Source organism: Bordetella genomosp. 9, from assembly GCF_002261425.1.
Lineage (GTDB): Bacteria > Pseudomonadota > Gammaproteobacteria > Burkholderiales > Burkholderiaceae_B > Bordetella_C.
On record NZ_NEVJ01000003.1, the window covers coordinates 648,342 to 669,093 of the forward strand.

Below are 20,752 nucleotides of genomic sequence, written 5' to 3' on the forward strand. Positions count from 1 at the left end.
GACGGCAAGCGCTTGGACAGTCTGTGTTTCGTATAGGGCCATCACGAAAACTGATCGGACAGGCAGGCGTCCGGCCAGCGCGCGTCCTGCACCAGGGTGCGCACGCAGTGGGTCAGCACCAGGCGGGTGCACAGGGCCGCCGGCGACAGCTCGTCGTCGGCCAGGCTGCACAGGACGTTGACGTGGCGGTTCTGCAGGTCGTCGATCTCGCTGAGCGTGAAGCGTTCCGCCGCATCGGGGTAGCGCCGCACCGCCGCGCTGGGCTGGATGGTGGCGCCCAGGCCCGCGTCGACCGACTCCATCAACATGGTCAGCGAATCGATTTCGGCCACCACCATCGGTTTGACGCCGGCCCGCTGGAAGGCGGCGTCGATCTTGTTGCGCAGGCCGTGCGATTCCGTCGGCAGGATCATGGGTATGTCCTTCAAGGCGGACATTTGCGTGATCGGTCCCGCGGCATGGGTGAGGCCATTGCGCGTGGATTGCACCAGGAACAGTTTTTCCTCGATCAGGGGCTGGACGTTCCACTTGGCGGAAACGTCGACGTTGAACAGGATGGCGAAATCCAGCTGCCGGCGTTCCAGCATATCGGCCAGGTGGCCGGACAGGCTTTCCACCATGTGCAGGCGCACATCCGGGTAGCGCTCGCGCATGGCCCGCATGAAGGGCAGCGCCAGCACCGACGCCGTGGTCGGCGCCAGGCCCACGCTGGCCGTGCCGCTCAAGCGCGCCAGTTGCGCCGCCCGACGCGCCTGCTCGGCGTGGCGCAGGATCAGCCTGGCTTCCGGCAGGAAAGCCAGCCCGGCCTGGGTCGCGGTGATGCCGCGCCGGGTGCGGGTCAGCAGGCGCACGCTCAACTCGCCTTCCAGGCGGCTGATCTGCTGACTGAGCGCCGACTGGACGACACCCAGATCCGCGGCCGCGCGGCTCATGCTGCCGACTTCGACCACCCTGACGAAATAGCGGATCTGGCGCAGCTCCATGGACGGTGCTCCGGCGCGGGTGGACGCATACGGCACGGGCTCCGCGATGCGCCTCGTGCCAGACCCGCCGGGCTGCGGTCGGGGAGCCCGATCCTAGCAGAAGCGGGCCGGCGTTGACTGCACCGAGCCGCCCCTGCCCGGCCTTATCGCACCGGCGCGGGCTGCGCCGCCACGGCCTTGCGCACCTTGGCGACCTGGTCGGCGTTGACGGCGGGCGCCTGATTGCCCCAGCTGTTGCGCACGAAGGTCACGACCGAGGCGACTTCAGCGTCGGTCAGGCGATAGTCGAAGCCCGGCATCGCGTACGCCGTGGGCGCCGCGCTCGTCCCCGGCATCTGCGCGCCCTTGAGCACCAGATGGATCAAGGAAGTGGGATCCTTGCTCAATACCGTCGAGCTCTGCGCCAGCTGCGGGAAAGTCTCCGCATAGCCCTTGCCGCTGCTGCGGTGGCAGGCCGCGCAGTTGTTCAGGAAATTGATGGCGCCGTCGCTCTTGTCGCCGCCGGTGCGCAAAGCCTGGCCCGTTGCGGCGTTGTAGGCGAGCTTGGTCTGTCCTTCCTTATCGGCCGGCTTCAGCGTCTTCAGATAGGCCGCGATGGCGTTCAGATCGGCGTCGCTCATGTACTGCGTGCTGTCCCGCACCACCTGCGCCATGCCGCCGAAGGCGGCGGAATGCGCATTGCGGCCGCTCTTCAGGAACGCGACGATATCTTCCCTGCTCCACCCGCCCAGCCCGCTGTTGACGTCGCCGCGCAGGTCTTTCGCCAGCCAGCCGTCCACGACGCCGCCGGACAGGAATTCGGTGCCGTCGGCGTCGGTGCCGGCCTTTTCCTGCAGTGCGAAGCCGCGCGGGGTATGGCAGGCGCCGCAGTGGCCCAGGCCCTCCACCAGATAGCGCCCGCGCAGCACCTGGTCGCCGCCGGCGGCCGCCGCGCCTGCATCGGCGCCGGGCGCCGGCCCGGCGGCGACGTCCGGCGCGAACATCGCCCGCCAGATGCCCAGGGGCCAGCGCATCGACAGCGGCCAGGGAATATCCGCGTCCTTGTCAGGCTGGCTGACCGGCGCCACGCCATGCATGAAGTACGCGTACAGGGCCTTGACGTCGTCAGGCCGGATATGGGCATACGACGTATAGGGCATGGCCGGATACAGGTTGCCGGTCCCCTTGCCCACGCCGTGGCGCAAGGCGCGGTCGAAGTCCTCGTAGCTGTACCCGCCGATGCCGGTGTCCTTGTCCGGCGTGATATTGCTGGAATACACCGTACCGATCGGTGTCTCGAAGGCCAGCCCGCCGGCGTAGGGCTTGCCCCCCGGCACGGTATGGCAGGCCACGCAATCGGCCGCGCGCGACAGATACTCGCCTTGCTTGATCATTTGCGCATCGGCATTGCCCGGCGCGGGCGCCTGTGCCCACGCCTGGGTGGCCGCCAGGGTGAAGGCGGCGGCGACGAAATGGTGTTTCATCATGTTGACGCCTCCTTATGCCTGCACCAGCGGCCCGGGATTCTTCAGATACTGCTCACGGATATGATGCGCGGACCAGTACGCCAGCGCCGCCACCACGCCCGTCGGGTTGTAGCCCATGTTCTGCGGGAACAGGCAGGCGCCCATCACGAAGACGTTGGGAACGTCCCAGCTTTGCAGATACCGGTTGACCACGCTTTCCTTGGGATTGGTTCCCATGATCGCGCCACCCGTGTTGTGCGTGCTCTGGTAGACGCGGGTGTCGTAGTGCGAACCCTTCTTGCGCACGGCGACGAAGTGCTTTTCCGGGTTCATGGCCTTGGCGACTTCTTCCATGCGCTTGCCGAGGTAGCCGATCGTATCGAACTCGTTGTCGTGCCAGTCGAAGGTCATGCGCAACAGCGGTTGGCCGAACGCATCCTTGTAGGTCGGATCCAGCGACAGATAGGCATCGCGGTAGGACATCACCGATCCCGAAATGCCGATGCTCATATAACGCTGGTAGGTATCCTGCACGGCCGCCTTCCAGCCGCTGCCCCAGCGCGGCGCGCCGGGCATGGTGGGCGTCTGCGCGATGGGCCGGCCGCCATAGCGGATATGCCGGATCGACGCGCCGCCGACGAAGCCCAGCGGCCCGTGATCGAACTGGTCGCCGTTCAGGTCGTCCATCGACACGCCGCCCGCCCCGGTGCCGACGAAGGGATTGAGCTGCGTGCCTTTGGGCAGCAGGACATTGACCGAGCCGTTGTTCTGGTACGCGTAGTTCTTGCCCACCGTACCTTCGTTGGTGACGGGATCGTACGGCTTGCCGATGCCCGACAGCAGCAGCAGGCGCACGTTGTGCATCTGGTACGCGGTCAGGATCACCAGATCGGCGGGCTGCTCGACTTCCCGTCCCTGCGGGTCGATGTAGACGACGCCCGTCGCCTTCTTGCCCGAGGAATCCAGCGTGACCTTGAGCACGTGCGAATTCGCACGCAGTTCGAAATTCGGTTTCTTCAGCAGGACGGGCAGGATGGTGGTCTGCGGCGACGCCTTGGCGTACATATAGCAGCCGTAGTTTTCGCAGAAACCGCAGAAATTACAGGGCCCCAGGCGCACGCCATAGGGATTGGTGTACGGTTCGGATGCATTGGCGGCCGGCGCCGGATAGGGATGGAAGCCGACATCGCGCGCGGCCTTCTCGAATAGCTGGGCGCCCAGGGTGTTCGGCAGCGGCGGCACAGGATACTCCTTGCTGCGCGGACCTTCGAGCGGATTGCCTCCAGGTACGATCTTGCCCTGCAGGTTGCCCGCCTTGCCCGACGTGCCGCACACGTACTCGAACTGGGTAAAGAACGGTTCCAGTTCCTCGTAGGTCACGCCGAAATCCTGGATCGTCATGTTCTCCGGGATGAACTTCTTGCCGTAGCGCTCCTCGTAGCGCGTGCGCAGCTGCAATTCCTCGGGCAGCGCCCGGTAGTGCATGCCGTTCCAATGGAAGCCCGCGCCGCCCACCCCGTTGCCCAGCAGGAAGGACCCGTTCTGCCGATAAGGCACCGCAAGGTCATTCAACCCGTGGCGTATCGTCACGGTTTCCTTGGCCAGCTCCTGGTAAAGCTTGCCGCGTATCGAGTACGCCAGTTCGTCGATCACCTTCGGATATTGCGCGTCCGTCGGCGTATCCCGCATGGGGCCGCGCTCCAGCGCCAGGACATTGAGGCCCGCTTCCGTCAGCTCCTGTCCCATGATTGCGCCGGTCCAGCCGAATCCGACCAGCACCACGTCGACTTTATCTCGCTTGATCGCCATGGCTCAGCCCTTTTCGCCGGAGATGGACACCGGTCCGTACGGGTACTTGACGTTGGGCTGGTCGGTCCAGTCCGCGAAGTCCGCCCGGGCGCCCGGGAAACCCACCATTTTCCACCCTGCCATCTGCTTGTTTCCGCCGTAGATGGGGTCCGCGAAATAGCCTTCTTTCGTGTTGGAAAGCAGGAAGTTGAAGAAGGTACGCGACGGCACGTTGTCGAAGGCGATCTTGCCAGCGTCCAGATCCTTCAGGATCTGTTCCTGCTGCGGCTTGTCCAGGTCCCCGAAGACCTTGCCATGCTGCTGTTTGCACCAGGCATCGCACGCGGCGATGCCGTGGCGGTAGACGTCGCGCGGCGTCTGGTTGATCTGGTAGCCGAGCTCCGGCACCACGTCCGGATGAAACGGGCCCTGCATGTACCACAGCTGGCCATGGCCCCATGGGGTTTCCATCTGCCGGTCGATGAATTCCGGAACACCTGCCTGGATGGCGCCGGCACCGTACTGGTCTGCGGGGATCAGGTGATCCACCGCGGCCGTGACGAATTTCCATTCCGCATCGGTGAAGTACGTCGGGCTGTAGGGCTTGGGGGGATGCGCGTCCGCCGCCGTGCCGGTCTGCGCCGGCTGATTCGTACAGCCCGTCTGGCTGACCGCGGCACCCGCGGCCAATGTCGAGGCGGGCACGATGGCCAATACCTGCTGCAGGAAACGCCTGCGCGGCTCTCGCTCTTGCGTCATGAAGCTTCTCCGTGGAAACCGGCGGCGAAAAAGCCTCTATGAACAGCCTTCGGGCCGCTTTTCGCCGGAGCCGGATGCGGCACTTATATCAGACAACGCCTTGCAAAGTCCTAACGGGTTCGCGAAAGGGGTCCGCGAGCGCGGTTCGCGAGCGCGCCCGATCGGGGGCAAGCGGCGCAGGCTTGATCTGAGTCAAGCCGCGCCCCGCCCTGCCGCCCTACGCTGCCTGCCATGCGTCCATACTCCATCTTCGCCCTGCCCGCCGGCCTGCCCGCGACGGCGCGCCGCGCGCGTCGTCATGCGCTGCTGCGCCTGGGGCTGGCCTGGCTGGTCATGATGCAGGTCATGATGCTGGCCTGGCCCGCCTATGTGCGCCACGACGGCCTGGCCGCCGGCAATCTGGCGACGCTGGACTGGGCGATCGGCCTGATGAACTGGACCAGCCTGGCCCTGACCGTGCCGGTGCTGGCCTATTCCGCCTGGCCGCTGTGGCGCGGCGCCGCGCTGCGGCTGTGGCAGGGCCGTGTCGGGATGGACCTGCCGGTGGCCGTCGGCATGGCCGCCGCTTTCCTGCCCAGCGTCCACGCCACCGTCGTCGGCGCGGGCGACGTCTACTTCGATTCCGTGACGATGTTCGTCGCCTTCCTGCTGACCGCGCGCTACCTGGCCTTGTGCGCCCGGCAGTCGCGTCATGCCGGCCGGCGGGACCGCCTGCGGCGCCTGCGCTCGCTGCTGACGCTGTACGCGGACCGGCGCGCCGCCCTCTTCTGCACGCTGCAGCTGGCCGCCACGTTCGTGACCGGCGTGGCCTGGATCTGGATCGACGCCGACCGCTTCCTGCCGGTGACGGTCGCCATGCTGGTCATCAGCTGTCCCTGCGCGATGTCGATGTCGGTGCCATCCGTCATGGCCAGCGCGGACGCCGTGCTGGGCGGACTGCCGGATAACCGGGACGCCGACCTCGCGGTCATCCAGGCCATCCAGGCCCTGGCCACGCGCAAGGCCATGCAGAACCTGTACGGCAGCGCGGCGTTCCACCTGCTGATGATGCCGCTGGCGGCCTTCGGCTGGGTCACGCCCTGGCTGGCCGCGCTCACGATGCTGGCGTCGTCGCTGGCCGTGGCCCTGAACGCCTGGGGGCTGCGCCGGCGCTGGACGGCGCGCACCGCGATGCCCGGCGATTCCCCGCCCACGCCCTGGGCGGCGGTAGCTGACGGCGCCGCGATCGACTTGGCGGGCCCGGCGCGCGACGACGCCTACGCCAAGGTCCGATGAAGGTTCCATGAGCATCCTGCTGCTGCTGCTGCCGCTGTCGCTGCTGTTCGTCGCCGCCATCGGCGGCTTCCTGGCCTGGGCCGTCCTCAGCGGCCAATACGACGAAACGGATGCCACGGCGGGCAAGCTGCCGGACGGCGAGTGACGCTTTCCCGCCACAGCCAGGCCCCGCCACGCACGACCTGCTCATCGTGACGTATTCCGCTTGATCGATGTCAAGCGACCCGGCTTGCCGCTGCACCATCATGGCGCCAACGCAAACCAGGGGAGAAAATCATGAGGGACAGCCCAGCGGCGACGGCCGAAACCTTCAACTACGGCGTCGTGCGGCGCTTCGCGCTGATGACCATCGTCTGGGGCATCGTCGGCATGGCCGTCGGCGTGGTGATCGCCGCGCAATTGATTTGGCCGTCCCTGAACTTCGACACCGCCTGGCTCACGTACGGCCGCCTGCGCCCCCTGCACACCAACGCGGTGATCTTCGCCTTCGGGGGCTGCGGGCTGTTCGCCACGTCCTACTACGTCGTGCAGCGCACCTGTCAGGCGCGGCTGTTCTGCGGCTGGCTGGCCGAATTCACGTTCTGGGGCTGGCAGGCCGTGATCGTGGCGGCCGCGATCACCCTGCCCATGGGCCTGACCAGCAGCAAGGAATACGCCGAACTCGAATGGCCCATCGACATCCTGATCACCCTGGTGTGGGTGGCCTACGCCGTGGTGTTCTTCGGCACCATCGTCAAGCGCAGGATCCGCCACATCTACGTGGCCAACTGGTTCTTCGGCGCCTACATCCTGACCATCGCCATCCTGCACATCGTCAACAACGTCGAACTGCCGGTGACGATGTGGAAGTCCTATTCGGCCTACGCCGGCGTGCAGGACGCCATGGTGCAGTGGTGGTATGGCCATAACGCGGTGGGTTTCTTCCTGACCACCAGCTTCCTGGGCATGATGTACTACTTCGTGCCCAAGCAGGCCGGCCGTCCCATCTATTCCTACCGCCTGTCCATCATCCACTTCTGGGCCCTGGCCTTCACCTATATGTGGGCCGGCCCGCACCACCTGCTGTACACCTCGCTGCCGGACTGGACGCAGTCGCTGGGCATGACCTTCTCGCTGATCCTGCTGGCGCCGTCGTGGGGCGGCATGATCAACGGCATCATGACCCTGCAGGGCGCCTGGCACAAGCTGCGCACCGATCCCATCCTGAAGTTCCTGGTGACCGCCCTGTCCTTCTACGGCATGGCCACCTTCGAAGGCTCGATGATGTCGATCCGCAGCGTGAACGCGCTGTCGCACTACACCGACTGGACCATCGGCCACGTGCATTCCGGCGCCCTGGGCTGGGTGGCGATGATCACCTTCGGCTCGCTCTACTACCTGATCCCCCGGCTGTACGGCAGGGACCGCATGTACAGCGTGCGCGCCATCGAACTGCACTTCTGGGTCGCCACGCTGGGCGTGGTGCTGTACATCGCCGCGATGTGGACGGCCGGCGTGCAGCAAGGCCTGATGTGGCGCGCCACCGCGCCGGACGGCACGCTGGTCTACAGCTTCGTCGAGGAACTGAAGACGCGCGTGCCGTATTACCTGATCCGGCTGCTGGGCGGGACGCTGTTCCTGGGCGGCGTGCTGGTCATGGCCTGGAATACCTGGATGACGGTGCGCTCGGCCGCCCCCGTGAATCCCGCGATTCCCGACGCCGTCCCGGCGCCCGCCGAGGCGCCGCGCGGCGAGCCCGTCGTCGCCACCACTCCCGCTTGAAAGGCCGACCATGACTACCGGTAAGCAATCCTTCTTCTCGCACCACACGCTGGAGAAGAACATCGGCCTGATGATCATCGCCACCATCGTCGTCGTGTCGATGGCCGGCCTGGTGCAGATCATTCCGCTGTTCTTCCAGCACTCCACCACCGAGGCCGAAGCGGGCATCGAACCCTACAGCCCCCTGCGCCTGATGGGCCGCGACGTCTACATCCGCGAAGGCTGTGTCGGCTGCCACTCGCAGCAGGTACGCATGCTGCAGTCCGAAGTCCAGCGCTACGGCCCGTATTCGACGGCCGGCGAATCGGTGTTCGACCATCCCTTCCTGTGGGGCTCCAAGCGCACCGGCCCCGACCTGGCCCGCGTGGGCGAACGCTATTCCGACGCCTGGCATCGGGAACACCTGCGCGATCCGCGCGCCGTGGTGCCGGAATCGAACATGCCGGCCTACCCATGGCTGCGCACCGCCTCGCTGGCCGGACAGAACGTCGCGGCCCGCATGCGCGCCCTGCGGCAGCTGGGCGTGCCATACAGCGACCAGGACATCGCCGACGCGCCCAAGGCGCTGGAAGGCAAGACCGAGGAAGACGCGCTGGTGGCCTACCTGCAGGGACTGGGCCTGGCGGCCCGCAAGAACATACCGGCGCCTGCGCCGTCCACGGGGAAGTGAACCATGGCCTACCTGACCGGAATCATCACCGCCCTCTCCATGGCGACCTTCGTGGGCATCATCGCGTGGGCATGGTCGCGCGCCCGCCAGCCCGCCAACCGCGCATCCGCCCTGATCCCCTTCGCGCTGCCGGAGGAGTTCCACGCCCCGCAAGCCGGCAAAGGACGTCCCCATGAGTGACTTCACCACGCCTTTCTGGGGCTATTTCGTCGGCATCATCGCCATGGTCGGCATCGTGTGGTGCCTGTGGCTGCTGTACACCCAACGCCGCTGGCTGGGCCGGAGTAATGCGCCCCCACGCCGCGCCTCCGGCTTGCTGCCCCCCGAGGGGGCCCTTTTGCCTCGGGGCGGCCCAGCGGCAAAAGACGCCTACCAGCCCGCCGACACCGGCCACGTCTGGGACGGCGACCTGACCGAACTGAACAATCCCGTGCCGCGCTGGTGGACGGTGATGTATCTGCTGATGTGCCTGTTCGCGGTGGGCTACCTGCTGCTGTTTCCCGGCCTGGGCCATTACGCCGGCACGCTGGGATACACCAGCGCGGACGACGTGCGCAGGCAGCAAGAGGCGCAGGACACCGCCACGCGGCCGCTGTACGCGCGCTACGAGGCCATGCCGGTGCCGGAGATCGCGCGCGATTCCCGCGCCCTGGAGATCGGCCAGCGCCTGTTCCTGAACAACTGCGCCCAATGCCATGGCTCGGACGCCAAGGGCGCGCCCGGCTTTCCCAACCTGACCGACGGCGATTGGCTGTACGGCGGCGCGCCGGAAACCATCCTGCAGACCATCACCAAGGGCCGTCACGGCGTGATGCCGGCGTGGAGCGGGACGATCGACGCCCGCACCGCCTCCGACCTCGCCGACTACGTACGGTCGTTGTCGGGGCTGGGCGTGGACCGCTCGCGGATCTTCAACGGCAAGGACGCCTACGCGACGTATTGCGTGGCCTGCCACGGCGTCGACGCCAAGGGCAACCAGGCGCTGGGCGCGCCCAACCTGACCGACGACGTCTGGCTGTACGGCAGTTCGCAGCGCACCATCGAGGCCACCATCCTGAACGGCCGCGACAGCCGCATGCCGGCGCAGGAAGGCGTGCTGACGCCCGCGCAGATCCGCATCCTGACCGCCTGGGTATGGCGGCAATCCAATGGAAACGCCAATGGCGGCGGCGCGGCCTCGGCTGCCGGTAACGCCGGCGACCTTGCCCGCGCCACGGCGTCGGGCAAGCCATGAGCGCCGTCGACGCCAAGATCTACGCCCGCGCCGTCACCGGGACCTTCGCGCGCTGGCGCATCGCCTTCGTGTTCCTGACCCAGGCCCTGTTCTACGGGCTGCCCTGGCTGCAATGGGACGGCCGGCAGGCGGTGCTGTTCGACCTGGGCGCGCGGCGCTTCTACCTGTTCGGCCTGGTGCTGTGGCCGCAGGACATGGTCTACCTGGCCATCCTGCTGTTGATCAGCGCCGTCGGCCTGTTCCTGTTCACCGCCCTGGCGGGCCGGCTGTTCTGCGGCTACGCCTGTCCGCAGACGGTGTATTCGGAGATCTTCGCCTGGATCGAACGCAGGATCGAAGGCGACCGGGCGGCCCGGCAGCGGCTGGACCAGGCGCCCTGGTCGGCGCGCAAGCTGCGGCTCAAGGCCGGCAAGCACCTGCTGTGGCTGGCGATCGCCTGGTGGACCGGCAGCACCTTCATCGGCTACTTCGCGCCCATCCGCCAACTGGCGCATGACCTGTTCACGCTGCAGCTGGGGCCCTGGCAGTGGTTCTGGATCGTGTTCTACAGCCTGGCGACCTGGGGCAACGCGGGCTTCCTGCGCGAATCGGTATGCAAGTACATGTGCCCCTACGCCCGCTTCCAGAGCGTGATGGTCGACCGCGATACGCTGGTGGTGGCCTATGACCAAGGCCGTGGCGAACCGCGCGGCGGGCGTTCGCGGCAGGTCGACGCCCGCGCGCAGGGCCTGGGCGACTGCGTGGATTGCGGCTGGTGCGTGCAGGTGTGCCCCACCGGCATCGACATCCGCGACGGCCTGCAATACATGTGCATAGGCTGCGGGGCCTGCGTGGACGCCTGCGGCGACGTCATGAAGAAAATGCACTATGCGCCCGGCCTGATCCGCTATGCGTCGGAACGCGTGATGACCGAAGGCATATCGCGCGGCGCGGCCCTGCGGCGGCTGTTGCGCCCGCGCACCGCCGTGTACGGCACGCTGCTCGCCGCGCTGCTGCTGGCCTTGGCGGGCGCGCTGTGGCTGCGCCAGCCCTTGCGCATGGACGTGATCCGCGATCGCGGCATCCTGGGCCGCGAGGCGGCCGGCGGGATGGTGGAAAACGTCTATCGCCTGCAATTCATCAACACGTCCAACCTGCCCTTGCAGGTAGCCTTGTCCGCCGACGGGATGGAAGGCATCGTGGTGACCGCGCCGGATGGCACGGCCAGCGTCCACGTCGACGCCCTGGACAACAAGGTGATCGCGGCCGTGGCCCGCGCGCCGGGCGCCGCCGCCGAGCCGGGCGCGCACCGCATCGTCATACACGCGGCCGGCACCGCGCCCGACGGATCGGTCGTGCGCGCGGACGAACCGGCCAGTTTTTTCATTCCGCGATAGCGGGTTTGCCTGGGAGAGGAAATGAAAACGGACGACGCAATGGGCCAGGCAATGGACAACGTGGTGGGCAAGGCGATGGACAACGCGATGGACCGCGCGACCGACAACGCCGCCGCCCCTGCCCGCCCCTGGTACCGCGAGCCGTGGCCCTGGATCCTGATGGCGGGCCCCGCGGTCGCCCTGGTGGGCTGCATGGTCACGATGTACCTGGCGGCCAACCGCTATGTCGATGCGCCGATCACCGAAGGCGCGACGCGTCAGGGGCTGGTCGTCACCAAGACGCCGGCGGCGATCGCCAAGGCGCCGGCGGCGCGGTAGCGCGCATCACGAATCCGCGTCAAGAATCCGCATCACCTGTCCATCACGCCCGCCCGCGTTACATCAACAGGCCGTTCTCCGCGGCGTAGCGCGCCAGTTCGGCGTTGCTGCGCACGCCCATTTTTTCCAGGATGCGCGCGCGGTAGGTGGTGACGGTCTTGGGGCTCAGGTGCAGGACTTCCGCGATGCGCGCCAGGCTTTCGCCCTTGGCGATCATCTTCAGCACTTCGAGCTCGCGGTTGGACAGGGTTTCATGCGTGGCCGCGCTGCCGCCCGCCATCATGAGGGCGAACCGCTCCATCAGCGACGGACTGACGTACTTGCCGCCGGCCGCGGCCTTGCGCACCGCTTCGATCAGGGTCGTGGTGGGACTGTCCTTGGTCAGGTAGCCGGCGGCGCCCAGCTTCAGGGCCCGCACGGCGTAGATATCCTCGGCATAGGTGCTCAACACCAGCACCGCCAGCCCCGGCCGCTCGACACGCAGCGATTGCAGCAGGTCCAGGCCGTTCTTGCCCGGCATCGCAATATCGATCAGCGCGACGTCGAACTCCTGTTCCTTGACGCGTTCCAGGGCCTGCCTGGCGTTTTCCGCTTCGCCGGCGACCTGGATGTCGGCGGCCGAACTGAGCATCAGCCGCACGCCGTTGCGCACCACGGTATGGTCGTCGACCAGCAGGACCTTGATCTGTTCACCGGCCATCGTTATCCGCCAGGGGCAATCGCAGGGCCACGCGCGTGCCGCGCCCCGCCGTGCTCGACACCGTCAATTGGCCGCCGAAATGGCGGGTACGTTCCTGCATGCCCTGGATGCCCCAGGAGTGGCGCTCCGCCGGCGACTCGTCGGCGAAACCCTTGCCATCGTCGCAGATCTCCAGCAGCACCACGCCGTCCTTCACCGCGGCCAGCACGGTGACCAGGGACGCGTCCGCATGGCGCACCACGTTGGTCAGGGATTCCTGCACGATGCGGAACAACATGATGCTGCGGTCGGCGTCGACCTCGGTCGCCGCCGCCGATGGCGCGATGATGCAGTCGCATACCAGCCCGAAGCGGCTCTCCACCTGGCTGACGTGCCAGGCGATGGCTTCCCACACGCCCAGCTGGTCCAGCACGCTGGGTCGCAGATCGTTGATCACGCGGCGCACCGCCTGGATCGCTTCTTCCGTCAGCCTGGCGGCTTCCACCAACAGCGGATCGGGCGTGCCGCCGGCCTGCGCGATGCGTTCGGCCGACACCGATACGTGGGCCTTGATACCGGTCAGGAGCGCGCCCAGTTCGTCGTGGATTTCCTGCGCGATGCGCTTGCGCTCGCTTTCCTTGATGCTTTCCTGGTGCGCCGCCAGCCGCCGCAAGGCTTCGCGCGATTCCCGCAGGGCTTCCTCGGCCAGCTTGTCCTGGGTGATGTCGATCAGGATGCCTTGCAGGAACAGCTTGCGGCCGGCCGGGTCGCGCACGACCTCGGCCTCGTCGCGGAACCAGCGCTCGCGGCCGTCCCTGCCCGTCAGGCGGTATTCCAGCCGCATGGGCGTGCCCTGGGCCAGGTTGCCCGCGATCGCCGCTTCGGCGCGCGTTCGGTCGGCGGGATGGATGGCGGACAGGCGCAGGGTCGGATCCGCCAGCCATTCCTCGGCGGTGTAGCCCAGCGTGCGCACCTGGGGGCTGACGTAGCGGTAGGCGCCTTCCGCGCCCAGTTCGCGCACGTAGGTGATCGCCTGCGTCTGTTCCACCAGCGTGCGGAACATGGCCTCCGCCTGGCGCTTGTCTTCGAGCAGGCGCTGCCCGCGCAGCATCCGCTCGATGGCGGCCGGCAAGGCCGGCAGGTAATGGCGGTCCTGGTCCTTGTAGAGATAGTCGCGCGCACCATGGCGCATCATCTCCACGGCGACGGTGGCGCTTTCTTCGCCCGTCAGCGCCAGTACCGGAATGGGAACCTCACCGGCGCCGTCGGCCAGCGCGGCCAGGAACTCCAGTCCGGTCTGGTCCGGCAGGCGGTAGTCGAGCAGGACGGCGTCGAAGTCCTCCGAACGCAGGCGCTGCAGCGCGTCCTGCGCGGTTTCGGTTTCGATGATCTCGAACTGATGGCTTTGATCGGCCGCCAGGGCGCGGCGGCACGCGATGCGGTCGACCACATCGTCTTCCACCAGCAGGATACGGATGCGCGGCTTGCCCATATCGGCCCTTCTATCGTGCGCGGCGACTACGGCAGTTCACTGATGGTCCAATAAAGATCGATGGACCGCATGACGCCGACGAACTGCCGGTAGTCCACCGGCTTGGCGATATAGCCGGCCACGCTCATATTGAAGCTGTTGATCTTGTCCTGCTGCTCTTCCGACGTCGTCAGCACGATGACCGGCAGGCGCCGCAACTGCTCGTCGGCCTTGATGACGTGCAGGAACTCGATGCCGTTCATCACGGGCATGTTCAAGTCCAGCAGGATGATGCAGGGGCGCTCGTTGCCGGCGTCACGCAGGTACTCGATGGCTTCCTCGCCATTTTCCCGGCGCACCAGCGGGTTCGCGACATTGATTTCCTTGAGCGCCCGCTTGACGGTCATGGCGTCGACCGTATCGTCTTCGACCAGCAGTATGGGACTCGTCGTGGTTTTCATGAAAGCATTTCCGGTTCGGTCGGCGTCGGTCTTGCATCCAGGATAGGCAGGGTGAACGAGAATGTGGTGCCGGCGCCGAGGACGGATTGTACGTAGATCTCGGAGCCGTACATCTCGACGATTTTCTTCACCAGGGTCAGTCCGACGCCGGTGCTTTCGATGCGGTCCCGCGGCGCCAGGGTCTGGAACAACTGGAAAATCCGTTCGTGATGGCGTTCTTCGATGCCCGGGCCGTTGTCGGCCACGGCGAAACGCCACCGCTCGCCGGCAGGCTCGCAGCTGATGCGGACCACGCCTTCCGGCTTGTCCATGTATTTGATTGCATTTGAAAGCAAATTCTGGAAGAGCTGCTGCATCCGGGTGCGGTCCGCGTGGACGACCGGCAGCGGGTTTTCCACGCGCACCTGGATATTCGCCGGCGGCGCCAGCGAATCGACGATTTCGCGCACCAGGACGTCCAGATCGACCGACACACGGGCTTCCTTGATGCGGCCGATGCGCGAGTACTCGAGTATGCCATCGATCAGGCCGCTCATGCGATGTACGCGCCCCACCAGCAGGCGCAGGTGTTCGCGTCCTTCATCATCGAGCTTGTCCGCGTAGTCGGCGACCAGCCAGTTGGCCAGCGAGCTGATGCCGCGCAGCGGCGCCTTCAGGTCGTGCGAGACGATGTAGGCGAAGTTGGTCAGTTCCTCATTGGCGCTGGTGACTTCGCGCAGCAGCTCGGCGTAGCGCGCCTCCGCGCGCTTGCGCTCGGTGATGTCGCGGACCATGCCGGTGAACATGCGGCGATCCCCGACACGCATTTCGGCCACCGCCAGGTCCATGGGGAAGACCTCCCCGCCCTTGCGCATGCCCAGCACCTCGCGGCCGATGCCGATGATCTTCTTTTCACCGGTATCCAGGTAATTGTCCAGGTAGCGGTCATGCATCTCCTGGTACGGGCTGGGCATCAGCATGGAGACGTTGCGCCCCATCACTTCGTCCTCGGTGTAGCCGAATACCCGCACGGCGGCCGGATTGAAGCGCTCGATGCGGCCCTGCTCGTCGATGGTGACGATGGCGTCCACGGCGGTATCGAATACCGCGCGCAGGCGCGCTTCGTTGTCCCGCACCGCCTGTTCCGCCTGTTTGCGCGCACGGATGTCGCGGATGCTGATCATGTGCAGCATCAGGCCCCAGTGCGTGGTCAGCGGCGAGATGCAGATTTCCACCGGCAGCGCGGTGCCGTCGGCGCGGCGGCCGGCGACTTCAAGGACCTCGGCCGTATCCCGCGCCGCCGGATCGCCGTCGCCGGCGCGCTCGCCCAGCATGACGTCGGGCAGGATGTCGTTCAGCCGCACCCCGCCGAGCCCGTCGGCAGGAAGTCCGAACAATTGCGCCGTGGCGCCGTTGCCGATCAGGATGCGGCCCGCCGGATCGGTGATCACGATGGCTTCCTTGGCCGATCGTATAAGCCAGTCCAGGGTCTGGCTTTCCAGAAGGTGGTCTTTCATGCGATGGCGTCGGGGCTGCCGGGAGGGTTGGTTGGACGAATTCAAACGCCCCCGGGCAGCATGGTCGACGAATGCGCCGGCCGCGACGCGGGGCCTGGCCGCGATTTTAAGCGAGCGCGCGCCAGGCCTCGACGTATAAGGTCGCGTGGCCACCCGGTCAACCGATATGGGCGGGATGGGCGGCGGGCGCTGCGGCGGTCGCCGTCCGGCCGTCGGCGCCGTTCAGCGCCAGCTTGACGCGCACCTCCGACCCCATCCCGTGCGGTTCGGCGCTGAAGCCGCAGCGCCGGGCGACCTCCAGCATCGCATCGTTATCGGCCATGACGATCCCGTGCAACACCCCGATGCCGTGCCCGGTGCAGTAGCGCACCAGGCGGGACAGCAGCAAGGTCCCCAGGCCGCGATTCTTGCAATCGGATCGCACCATCAGCGCGAACTCGGCGACATCCTTGTCCGGATCGGCCACCGCGCGCGCCTCTCCGACGATCTGGTCCGCCCCGGAGGCATCCTTGCGCACGGCCAGGAAGGCCATCTCGCGGTCGTAATCGAGCTGCGCCATCCGCGCCAGGTCCCGTTGCTGCAACGGGCCGAACATGCCGAAGAAGCGCCGGCGCAGATCGTCGGGCGTCAGGGCCGCCAGGAAGCGGGCATACAGCGCCTCGTCTTCCGGACGGGCCGGTCGGATCAGGATCGTTCCGTCACCCCATGGCATGCGCTCTTCCAGTTCGACCGGATACGGCAGGATGGACAACCGGTCGGAAGCCAGGCCGGCATATCGCGCCACGCTCATGCGGGCATCGACGGCGACGACGCCCGCCGCATCCGCCAGCAGCGGGTTGATGTCCAGGCTGACGATCTGCGGGATATCGCACATCAGGCGCGATACCTGGATCAGCACCCGGTACAGCGCCGGATGATCGATGGGCGGACGTTCGCGATAGCCCGCCAGCAAGGCCGACACCCGGGTGCGCGACACCATGTCGCGCGCCAGGGGCTCGTTCAGCGGCACCAGGCCCACGGAACGATCGGCGACCACCTCCACGGCGGTGCCGCCCTGGCCGAACAGCACGACGGGGCCGAACACGGGATCCACGGAGGCGCCGACGATCAATTCATGCGCCTGCGGACGCCGCAGCATCTTCTGCACGATGAAGCCCTGGATGGACGCGTCGGGCCGCAGCTGCGCGACCCGGCGCAGCATGGCGGCGGCCGCGTCCCGCACCTGTTCATCGCTTTCCAGGTCCAGCGCGACGCCGCCGACATCGGACTTGTGCGATATCGCCGGGGACAGGATCTTCAATGCGACGGGATAGCCCAGCGCGGCCGCGCTGGCGGCGGCCTGCCCGGCGTCGCGGGCGATTTCGCTGCGCGCCACCGGGATGCCGTAGGCGGACAGCACCGCCTTGGCCTCGTCATCGGTCAGCATGGCGCGGCCCGCCGAGAGCACGCCGGCCACGATCGCGCGCGCCTTCGCCGCGTCGCCGGGCGGCGGGCCGGCATCCGTCGACGGCGTTTCCATCAACAAACCCTGGTTGCGGCGGTATTCCACCGCGTCCAGGAAAGCGCCCACCGCCTGTTCCGGCGTGTCATACGTGGGGATGCCGGCCCGCCGAAAGCGCTTGCGCGCATGCAGCACCGCATCACCGCCCAGCCAGGAGGAAAACACATTGCGCGACGATCCGACGATATGTGGCTGCATCGCCGCCGCGATATCCTCGCTGGGGACGATGGCGGTCGGCGCATGGATGAATAGCACGGCGTCGCTGCCGCGGTCGCGCAGCAGGATCTCAATGGCGTCGACATAGCGGTGGACGGGCGCGTCGCCAACGATATCGACCGGATTGGCGTGCGACCAGGTGTCGGGCAGCACCGTATTCAGCGCTTCTATCGTCGCCGGGTCCAGCGTCGCCAGGGTGCCGCCGCCGCGCACCAGCGCGTCGGTCGCCATGACGCCCGCGCCGCCGCCGTTGGTCAGGATGGCCAGGCGTTCGCCGCGCAGCGGACGCGCGCGGGCCAGGGTCTCGACGGCGTCGAACAGGGCATCGGTGGTATCCACGCGCAGCATGCCGGCGCGGCGGATCGCGGCGTCGTAGACGATGTCCGACCCCGCCAGGGCGCCGGTATGCGTGGCGGCGGCGCGCGCGCCTTCGGCCACCCTGCCCGACTTGACGACCACCACCGGCTTTTTCCGCGCCGCGCGCCGCGCCGCCGACATGAACTTGCGGGCGGCGGTCACCGACTCGACGTACAGCAGGATGGCGTTGGCGTCGACGGTATCGGCCAGGTAGTCCAGCACGTCGCCCAGGTCCACGTCGGCGCTGTCGCCCAGGGTGATGAAATGCGAAAAGCCGATGTTCCGGCTATTCGACCAGTCCAGCACCGCGGTCGCCAGCGCGCCGGATTGCGAGACGAAGGCCAGGCGGCCGCGCAGGGCCATGGCGGGGGCGAAGCTGGCGTTCAGGCCCAGCCCCGGCACCAGCAGGCCCAGGCAGTTCGGCCCGAGTATGCGCAGCAGGTGGGGACGCGCCGCCCGCAGCATGGCGTCGCGCAGCGTGCCGCCGCCGGGCGCCGCGGCCGCCAGGCCGGCGCTCAGCACCACCGCCGCCTTGGTGCCCTTGGCGCCCAATTGCTCGATCAGCGCCGGGACCGTCGCCGCGGGCGTGCAGATGACCGCCAGGTCCGGCGCCTGCGGCAGGCTGGCGACGTCGGGATGGCAGGGCAATCCCCGCACCACGCAATACTTCGGATTCACCGCGTACGTGGTGCCGGCATAGCCGGCCGCGAGCAGGTTGGACAGCACGTGCGCGCCGACCGTATAGGGCTGCTCGGAAGCGCCGATGACCGCGACCGACTGCGGCCGGAACAATGCGTGCAGATTTCTGATGGACATGGCCGCTCCCCCTGGGAATACCGGCGGGCATTGCTCGTCAGGCCGAGGCCGGCTTGGCTTCTTTGTGCGGCACCAGCATCACCGGGCACGCCGACAGGCGCACGAAGCTTTCGGCGACGCTGCCCAGCATGAGCCGCTGGAAACCGCGGCGGCCGTGCGTGCCCATCACCACCAGGTCGGCGCCGGCTTCGGCGGCCGCGTCCGCCAGCTGTTCGGCGATCGTGCCGCTGAGCACGCCCGCGTCGACCATCTTGACCGCGCCCTTCACGCCGGCATCGCGGAACTTGGCCTGGGCCACGTCGAGCACGGACCGCGCTTCTTCGACCATGGCGTCGTGGAAAGGCTCGACGTCGATGAAGGCGGAGGAATACATGGAGCTGGGATACTCCACGATATAGACGGCCAGGATGCGTGCGTCCTCGACGCGCGCCAGCGAGATCGCATGGTCCAGCGCGCGTTCGGAAGTGACGCTGCCGTCGACGGCAACCAGAATGTGTCGATACATGATGTCTCCTTGGGGAAGACCCACTTTATCGGCACCCGGCGCCGCCCCCATTGATATGCGTCAACGCGGGCGATCGTTGCTGGCGACCGCGCCCGCCGACGCGCCAGGCGCCCCGTCCGCCACCCCGGCCGGCGCGACGTCCCAGCCGCCGCCCAGCGCCCGGAACACGCCGACCGCCGCGCGCGCCGATTCGGCGCGCACGCCGTCCAGGTTGTCCCGCGCCACCAGCAACTGCCGATCGGCATCGAGCACGTCGGTCAGCGTGATCGCGCCGGCTTTGTACGCCTTTTCGGACAATTCGCGGGCGCGCGTCAGCGCGTCGACCTCGGCCGCCAGTTCCTGGCGCCGCACCTGCGACTGATTCAGCAGCGTGACGGCGTTCTCGACGTCCTCGGCCGCCCGCAGGACGGTCTGCCGGTACACCGCCAGGGCTTCCGCATAGCCGCCCTTGGCCTGGCGCACCTCGGCGTCGACTTTGCCGAAGTCGAAGATGCGCCAGCGCAAGCCCGCCGTGCCCAGCGGCTGGAAGGAGCGGTTGCGGAACATGCCGTTGGTGGTGATGCTGTCGAAGCCCAGTATTCCCGACAACGACACCTTGGGGTAGTAATCGGAGATCGCCACGCCGATGCGCTCGTTGGAAGCCGCCAGCTGGCGCTCCGCCGCGATCACGTCGGGGCGCCGGCGCAGTACGTCCACGGGGCTGCCGGCGTCGGCCATCACCGGCACGGCCGGGATATCCGACTTCTGCTCCAGGGTCCGCGCGTAAGTGCCCGGCTGCACGCCCAACAGCACGTCCAGCCGGTTCGATTGCGCCTCCAGCGCGATGCGAAGCAGCGGGACGGTGGACCGCGCCTGGCGCAGCAGCGCCTCGGCCTGCGCTACCTCGCGATCGTCGGCCGCGCCCAGCTGGCGGCGCAGCTTCACCAGGTCGAGCAGGCGACTATCGGTATCGATCTGGTCCAGCGCCACGGCGATGCGGGACTGGTAACCGCGTATCTGCACATAGGCATCCGCGGCGTCGGCCGCCACCGTGACGCGGGTGCCGATCTGGCCGGCTTCGGCGGCCTGCGCCTCGGCGCGGGCGGCAGCCGCGTTGCGGCGCAGCCCGCCGGCCAGGTCGATTTCCCAGGTGGCGGCCGCCCCGGCCGTATATTCGCGCTGGTTGCGGTCGTAGCCGGGCAAGCCCCTGGCCAGCGTGCCGAGCGGGCTCTGCAGGCTCTGGCGCAAGGCGGTGGCCGACGCGGTGGCGTCCAGCGTGGGCAGCAGGGCCGCGCCGGCGGCCTGGGCGCTGGCCCGCGCCTGGTCGACGCGCGCCAGGGCGGCCGCCAGTTCCAGGTTCTGGTCCAGCGCCCGCTGGACGATGCCGACCAGTTGCGGATCGTCGAAACCTTCCCACCAGCGATCCAGCGGCGGCGGGCTGGCATGCCGGTCCTGCCGCGCGGCCTGGAGCTCGGTGTGGAACGGCGCCAGCGCGGTGTCGGGCCGGGCATAATCGGGGCCCACGGCGCAGCCGGCCAGGGCCAGCGCGGCCGCCAGGGCAGTGGCAGCCAGCGCCACGGTCGCCAGGCCGGCATGCCGCGTCCCGCGCGGTGCGTATGGGTTGGGGGTCATCGGCGCGAAGTCGTCCATGATCTATCCGTT

18 protein-coding genes and 1 pseudogene are annotated in these 20,752 nt (G+C 67.8%); 8 read left to right on the forward strand and 11 right to left on the reverse strand.

The features are described 5' to 3' along the window. Nucleotides 1–41 precede the first annotated feature (41 nt). The 4 genes from CAL26_RS14130 to CAL26_RS14145 form a co-directional block, all read right to left on the reverse strand. Complete coding sequence (locus tag CAL26_RS14130) at nucleotides 42–983, reverse strand: LysR family transcriptional regulator (protein ID WP_094847532.1); 942 nt, start codon at nucleotides 981–983, stop codon at nucleotides 42–44. A gap of 143 nt (nucleotides 984–1,126) precedes the next feature. Next, entirely contained in the window at nucleotides 1,127–2,449 is a 1,323-nt protein-coding gene (locus CAL26_RS14135; RefSeq protein WP_094847533.1) for a cytochrome c, read from the reverse strand. A 12-nt stretch (nucleotides 2,450–2,461) separates the two neighbouring features. After that, on the reverse strand, nucleotides 2,462–4,237 hold the full coding sequence (locus tag CAL26_RS14140) for a GMC family oxidoreductase (protein ID WP_094847534.1): 1,776 nt from the start codon (nucleotides 4,235–4,237) through the stop codon (nucleotides 2,462–2,464). A 3-nt stretch (nucleotides 4,238–4,240) separates the two neighbouring features. After that, nucleotides 4,241–4,975 (reverse strand): gluconate 2-dehydrogenase subunit 3 family protein, encoded by a 735-nt coding sequence (locus CAL26_RS14145; protein ID WP_094847535.1) that lies wholly within the window; start codon nucleotides 4,973–4,975, stop codon nucleotides 4,241–4,243. Between the two features lie 231 nt (nucleotides 4,976–5,206). Between CAL26_RS14145 and CAL26_RS14150 the strand changes: the two genes are divergently transcribed. From CAL26_RS14150 to CAL26_RS14185, 8 genes and pseudogenes are all read left to right on the forward strand, one after another. After that, the gene (locus CAL26_RS14150) at nucleotides 5,207–6,250 is read left to right on the forward strand and encodes a hypothetical protein (protein WP_256988424.1); all 1,044 of its coding nucleotides are present in this window, start codon (nucleotides 5,207–5,209) and stop codon (nucleotides 6,248–6,250) included. Between the two features lie 7 nt (nucleotides 6,251–6,257). After that, nucleotides 6,258–6,395: a cbb3-type cytochrome oxidase assembly protein CcoS gene (gene ccoS, locus CAL26_RS14155; protein WP_086065060.1), complete on the forward strand. Its 138-nt coding sequence runs from the start codon at nucleotides 6,258–6,260 to the stop codon at nucleotides 6,393–6,395. A 131-nt stretch (nucleotides 6,396–6,526) separates the two neighbouring features. Continuing rightward, on the forward strand, nucleotides 6,527–8,011 hold the full coding sequence (ccoN, locus tag CAL26_RS14160) for a cytochrome-c oxidase, cbb3-type subunit I (protein ID WP_256988425.1): 1,485 nt from the start codon (nucleotides 6,527–6,529) through the stop codon (nucleotides 8,009–8,011). Nucleotides 8,012–8,021: 10 nt separating this feature from the next. After that, nucleotides 8,022–8,681, forward strand: a complete 660-nt coding sequence (ccoO, locus tag CAL26_RS14165) for a cytochrome-c oxidase, cbb3-type subunit II (RefSeq protein WP_094847536.1) — start codon at nucleotides 8,022–8,024, stop codon at nucleotides 8,679–8,681. A gap of 3 nt (nucleotides 8,682–8,684) precedes the next feature. Further along, on the forward strand, nucleotides 8,685–8,861 hold the full coding sequence (locus CAL26_RS14170; RefSeq protein ID WP_094847537.1) for a cbb3-type cytochrome oxidase subunit 3: 177 nt from the start codon (nucleotides 8,685–8,687) through the stop codon (nucleotides 8,859–8,861). After that, the gene (ccoP, locus tag CAL26_RS14175) at nucleotides 8,854–9,915 is read left to right on the forward strand and encodes a cytochrome-c oxidase, cbb3-type subunit III (RefSeq protein WP_094847538.1); all 1,062 of its coding nucleotides are present in this window, start codon (nucleotides 8,854–8,856) and stop codon (nucleotides 9,913–9,915) included. The genes CAL26_RS14170 and ccoP overlap by 8 nt, the downstream gene beginning before the upstream one ends. Beyond that, nucleotides 9,873–11,291, forward strand: a pseudogene (ccoG, locus tag CAL26_RS14180) (cytochrome c oxidase accessory protein CcoG); the annotation flags it as partial. The gene ccoP and the pseudogene ccoG, both read left to right, overlap by 43 nt. Before the next feature lie 21 nt (nucleotides 11,292–11,312). Further along, nucleotides 11,313–11,609: a hypothetical protein gene (locus CAL26_RS14185; RefSeq protein WP_373454480.1), complete on the forward strand. Its 297-nt coding sequence runs from the start codon at nucleotides 11,313–11,315 to the stop codon at nucleotides 11,607–11,609. 58 nt (nucleotides 11,610–11,667) lie between these two features. Here CAL26_RS14185 and CAL26_RS14190 read toward each other — a convergent pair whose 3' ends face one another. From CAL26_RS14190 to CAL26_RS14220, 7 genes are all read right to left on the reverse strand, one after another. Continuing rightward, complete coding sequence (locus CAL26_RS14190) at nucleotides 11,668–12,309, reverse strand: response regulator (protein ID WP_094847540.1); 642 nt, start codon at nucleotides 12,307–12,309, stop codon at nucleotides 11,668–11,670. Then, entirely contained in the window at nucleotides 12,299–13,780 is a 1,482-nt protein-coding gene (locus CAL26_RS14195) for a hybrid sensor histidine kinase/response regulator (RefSeq protein WP_094847541.1), read from the reverse strand. Before CAL26_RS14195 ends, CAL26_RS14190 begins: the two co-directional genes overlap by 11 nt. A 26-nt stretch (nucleotides 13,781–13,806) precedes the next feature. After that, a complete protein-coding gene (locus CAL26_RS14200) occupies nucleotides 13,807–14,220 on the reverse strand; it encodes a response regulator (RefSeq protein ID WP_086065067.1) in 414 nt (137 codons plus the stop codon). Further along, nucleotides 14,217–15,716 (reverse strand): sensor histidine kinase, encoded by a 1,500-nt coding sequence (locus CAL26_RS14205; RefSeq protein ID WP_094847542.1) that lies wholly within the window; start codon nucleotides 15,714–15,716, stop codon nucleotides 14,217–14,219. Before CAL26_RS14205 ends, CAL26_RS14200 begins: the two co-directional genes overlap by 4 nt. A gap of 157 nt (nucleotides 15,717–15,873) precedes the next feature. Beyond that, a complete protein-coding gene (locus CAL26_RS14210) occupies nucleotides 15,874–18,606 on the reverse strand; it encodes a bifunctional acetate--CoA ligase family protein/GNAT family N-acetyltransferase (protein ID WP_094847543.1) in 2,733 nt (910 codons plus the stop codon). A 37-nt stretch (nucleotides 18,607–18,643) separates the two neighbouring features. After that, complete coding sequence (locus tag CAL26_RS14215) at nucleotides 18,644–19,111, reverse strand: universal stress protein (protein WP_179283364.1); 468 nt, start codon at nucleotides 19,109–19,111, stop codon at nucleotides 18,644–18,646. 60 nt (nucleotides 19,112–19,171) lie between these two features. After that, a complete protein-coding gene (locus CAL26_RS14220; protein ID WP_256988427.1) occupies nucleotides 19,172–20,740 on the reverse strand; it encodes an efflux transporter outer membrane subunit in 1,569 nt (522 codons plus the stop codon). Nucleotides 20,741–20,752: the final 12 nt, after the last annotated feature.